Source organism: Actinomadura sp. KC06 (genome assembly GCF_004348735.1).
Lineage (GTDB): Bacteria > Actinomycetota > Actinomycetes > Streptosporangiales > Streptosporangiaceae > Spirillospora.
This window is the reverse complement of sequence record NZ_SMKT01000320.1, coordinates 1-4,089: the sequence shown is the minus strand read 5'-3', so window position 1 is coordinate 4,089 and position 4,089 is coordinate 1. Positions and strand designations below refer to the sequence as shown.

The window sequence follows — 4,089 nt, the reverse complement described above, 5'->3', positions numbered from 1 at the left end:
CCACCCACCCCACCGCAACGCTGCGCCACCACGCCTGCCGCGTCTGCTCCGCCGCCGCACCTGCCCTGCTTGCTGTGCGCGCCACGCGGATGCGCGCGCCACGTTTGTTGCGTGCGTCGCGCCTGCTGCGTCTCCGGGTCTGTAGCTGTGCCGCCATGCTCGCCGTGCCTGTCACTGCTGCTTGTGTCTGTTGCGCTTGTTGGGGCGTGGTGCGCCTGGCGGTGGGCGCCCTGCTGGGTGCGCTGCGGGTGCTGGCCGTGGGTGGACGCTGACGTAAGCTCTTCCGGGGCTTGTTCCCGCGGTCGGCGGGAACGCCGAGCAGGACCGGGGACACCGAGCAGGACGAGGACCGGCCACGGCGCCGGGTGAGGAAGAGGGGCGCAGTGGCTGCTGAGGTGGAGATCGGCCGGGGCAAGAGCGGCCGCCGGGCGTACGCCTTCGACGACATCGGCATCGTGCCGTCCCGCCGGACGCGCGATCCCGAGGAGGTCAGCGTCGCCTGGCAGATCGACGCCTACCGGTTCGAGATGCCGCTGGTCGTCGCGCCGATGGACAGCGTCGTCAGCCCCGCCACCGCGATCGCGCTCGGGCGGTTCGGCGGCCTCGCCGTCCTCGACCTCGAAGGACTGTGGACGCGATACGAGAACCCCGAGCCGCTGCTCGCCGAGATCGCCTCGCTGGACGACGTGCGCGCCACCCAGCGGCTCCAGGAGATCTACTCCGAGCCGATCAAGGAGGAGCTGATCGGCCGCCGGATCCAGGAAATCCGCGAGGCCGGCGTGACCGTGGCGGCGCGCCTGTCGCCGCAGCGCACCGCGCAGTTCCACAAGGCCGTGATCGACGCGGGTGTCGACCTGTTCGTGATCCGCGGCACGACCGTGTCCGCCGAGCACGTGTCGGGACGCGCCGAGCCGTTGAACCTCAAGCAGTTCATCTACGACCTGGACGTCCCCGTCATCGTCGGCGGCTGCTCCACGTACACGGCGGCGCTGCACCTGATGCGCACGGGCGCGGCCGGGGTGCTCGTCGGGTTCGGCGGCGGCTCCGGGCACACCACGCGGACCGTCCTCGGCGTCGCCGTCCCCATGGCCACGGCCGTCGCGGACGTCGCCGCGGCCCGCCGCGACTACATGGACGAGTCCGGCGGACGCTACGTCCACGTGATCGCCGACGGAGGCATGGTCAACAGCGGCGACATCGCCAAGGCGTTCGCGTGCGGCTCCGACGCCGTGATGGTCGGCTCGCCGTTCGCCCGGGCCACCGAGGCGCCGGGACGCGGCTACCACTGGGGCAGTGAGGCCCACCACGGCGACGTCCCGCGCGGCACCCGGCTCGAACTCGGGACGATCGGGACGATGGAGCAGATCCTGCACGGCCCGTCCCACGTCGCGGACGGCTCGATGAACCTGATCGGAGCGCTACGCCGCGCGATGGCGACGTCCGGATACACGGAACTGAAGGAGTTCCAGCGCGTCCAGGTCGTTGTCGCGCCCCGCCGATCCAACGACTGATCACGTCCCCACGCCCCTCAGGATCGGCCCCTCTCGCGAAGCGAGCGGTACTTCTCGGGACCCTTTGCAGAGCAGTGACCCGCACGTTTGCGGTGGCCCGCACGTTTGCGGTGGCCCGCACGTTTGCGGTGGCCCGCACGTTTGCGGTGGTCTGCGCGCGGTGCGGTGGTCTGCGCGCGGTGCGGTGGTCTGCGCGGTGCGGTGGTCTGCGCGGTGCGGTGGTCTATGTCGAGCGGAGGTCCTCGGGAGCAGCGTCTCTGGGGAGGGCGGTCTCAGGAGTGGCGTCGGTCAGGAGCGGCGTCTGACGGGGCGGTGGTCCTTGGGAAACGGCAGTCTTGCGTAGTGGCGGTTTTCGGAGCGGCGTTCCTCGGCGGCGGACCTTGGGTGCGCCTCCTTTGGGGTTGGGGACGGCGCTTTCAGGAGCGGCGGCGGTCAGGGGCGGTGTCGCTTGGGAACGGCGGACCTCAGGGGCGGCGTTCCTTGGTGGCGGCGCCCTTGGGTCCGCGTCCCCAAGGATGGGGGCGGCGGCACTTGGGCGATCGCTCGGGAGCGGTTGCCGGGCTCAGGAGGGGAAGTCGTTGCGGAGTGGTGGGGCGCTTGGGGGTGATCGGTTGAGACCGAGCACACGTGGAATCGGGCGTTTGCGGGGTGGACGCGTCCCTACTCTGGGGTAGGAAACGCTCGGAAACCGAACGGCTGTGGGGGGAATCGCGATGACGGGATCACCTGTGACGGGCCTGGGGAGCTCCAGGTTGGGTCCGGCCGAACGGGCGGCGGCGCTCGATCGCATGGCGCGCGAGGAGTTCGACGTGGTCGTCGTGGGCGGCGGCATCGTCGGTGCGGGCGCGGCGCTCGACGCGGCGACCCGGGGGCTGTCCGTCGCGGTGGTCGAGGCGCGGGACTTCGCGTCGGGGACGTCCTCCCGCTCGTCCAAGCTGATCCACGGCGGGCTGCGCTACCTGGAGCAGTACAACTTCGACCTCGTCCGGGAAGCCCTCACCGAACGCGGGCTCCTCCTCCAGCAGATCGCACCGCACCTGGTGCGGCCCGTTCCGTTCCTTCTGCCCACGACGCACCGCGTGTGGGAGCGCGCGTATTTCGGCGCCGGGGTGGCGCTGTACGACGCGCTCGCGTTCCAGATGGGCAGCACGCGCGGCGTCCCGCATCACCGGCACCTGACCCGGCGCGGCGCGCTGCGGCTCGCCCCGTCCCTGCGCAAGGACTCGTTCGTCGGAGCGATCCAGCTCTGGGACGCCCAGGTGGACGACGCCCGCTTCGTGATGATGGCGCTCCGGACCGCCGCCGAGTACGGCGCGCAGATCGCGTCCCGCACCCAGTGTCTCGGGTTCCTGCGCGAGGGCGAGCGCGTCACGGGCCTGCGCATCCGGGACCTTGAGGGCAATACGACCAGCGAGGTCCGCGCCAAGCAGGTCGTGAACGCCACCGGCGTCTGGACGGACGACATCCAGGAACTCGTCGGCGGCCGCGGGCAGATCCACGTCAAAGCCTCGAAGGGCATCCACCTCGTCGTCCCGAAGGACCGCATCCACTCCGCGACCGGCATCCTCCTCCGCACCGAGAAGTCGGTCCTGTTCGTGATCCCGTGGGGGCGCCACTGGATCATCGGCACCACCGACACCGCCTGGGACCTCGACAAGGCCCATCCCGCCGCGTCCAAGGCCGACATCGACTACGTCCTCGACCACGTCAACACCGTGCTGAACACGCCCCTCACCCACGACGACGTCGAAGGCGTCTACGCGGGCCTGCGCCCTCTCCTCACCGGCGAGACGGAGGAGACGTCGAAGCTGTCCCGCGAGCACGTCGTCGCACACCCTGTTCCGGGCCTGGTCCTCGTCGCGGGCGGCAAGTACACCACCTACCGCGTCATGGCCAAGGACGCGATCGACGCCGTCGCGCACGGGCTCGACGGGAAGATCCCCGAGTCCTGCACCGACCGCGTTCCGCTCGTCGGCGGCGACGGTTTCCAGGCCATGTGGAACGCCCGCCACCGCCTCGCGTCCCGCTCCGGCCTCCACGTCGCCCGCATCGAGCACCTCCTGCACCGCCACGGGACGCTCCTGGACGACCTCCTCGAACTGATCTCCGAGAAGCCCGACCTCGGCAAGCCCCTCGCCGGCGCCGACGACTACCTCCGCGCCGAGATCGTCTACGCCGCCAGCCACGAGGGCGCCCGCCATCTCAACGACGTTCTAGCCCGCCGCACCCGCATCTCCATCGAGACCTGGGACCGCGGCGTCGGCGTCGCTCAGGAGGCCGCCGACCTCCTCGCCCCCGTCCTCGGCTGGTCGAAGAAGCAGCGCGACCGCGAGATCGAGTACTACCGCAAGCGCGTGGAGGCCGAACGCGCCTCCCAAACCCAGGAAGACGATCAGGAAGCCGACGCCCATCGCCGAGGCGCTCCGGACATCGTCCCCACCGCTTAGCCCGGTGATGTGCCCCGAGTTACGTGGTGTCGGTTTACCGGAATCTCATGCCGGCTGTCGGGTGGGGTAGATCCTCTCGTACTCGATCGGGGTGAGCATCCCCAGGGCACTGTGGCGGCGTCGGCGGTTGT

The 4,089-nt window shown here is 70.8% G+C and carries 3 protein-coding genes; all 3 read left to right on the top strand.

What is annotated here, in order from left to right:
* Positions 1–272, top strand: a 272-nt coding sequence (locus E1287_RS45265; RefSeq protein WP_207934802.1) for a hypothetical protein, incomplete at its 5' end; no start/stop codon positions are given.
* A 123-nt stretch (positions 273–395) separates the two neighbouring features.
* Positions 396–1,511: a GuaB3 family IMP dehydrogenase-related protein gene (locus tag E1287_RS42315; RefSeq protein WP_131971632.1), complete on the top strand. Its 1,116-nt coding sequence runs from the start codon at positions 396–398 to the stop codon at positions 1,509–1,511.
* A gap of 713 nt (positions 1,512–2,224) precedes the next feature.
* Positions 2,225–3,958 (top strand): glycerol-3-phosphate dehydrogenase/oxidase, encoded by a 1,734-nt coding sequence (locus E1287_RS42310; protein ID WP_131971630.1) that lies wholly within the window; start codon positions 2,225–2,227, stop codon positions 3,956–3,958.
* Positions 3,959–4,089 lie beyond the last annotated feature (131 nt).

Coding starts and splice junctions, on each gene's coding strand:
- E1287_RS42310 (WP_131971630.1), top strand. CDS start 2,225: ATGACGGGATCACCTGTGACGGGCCTGGGGAGCTCCAGGTTGGGTCCG.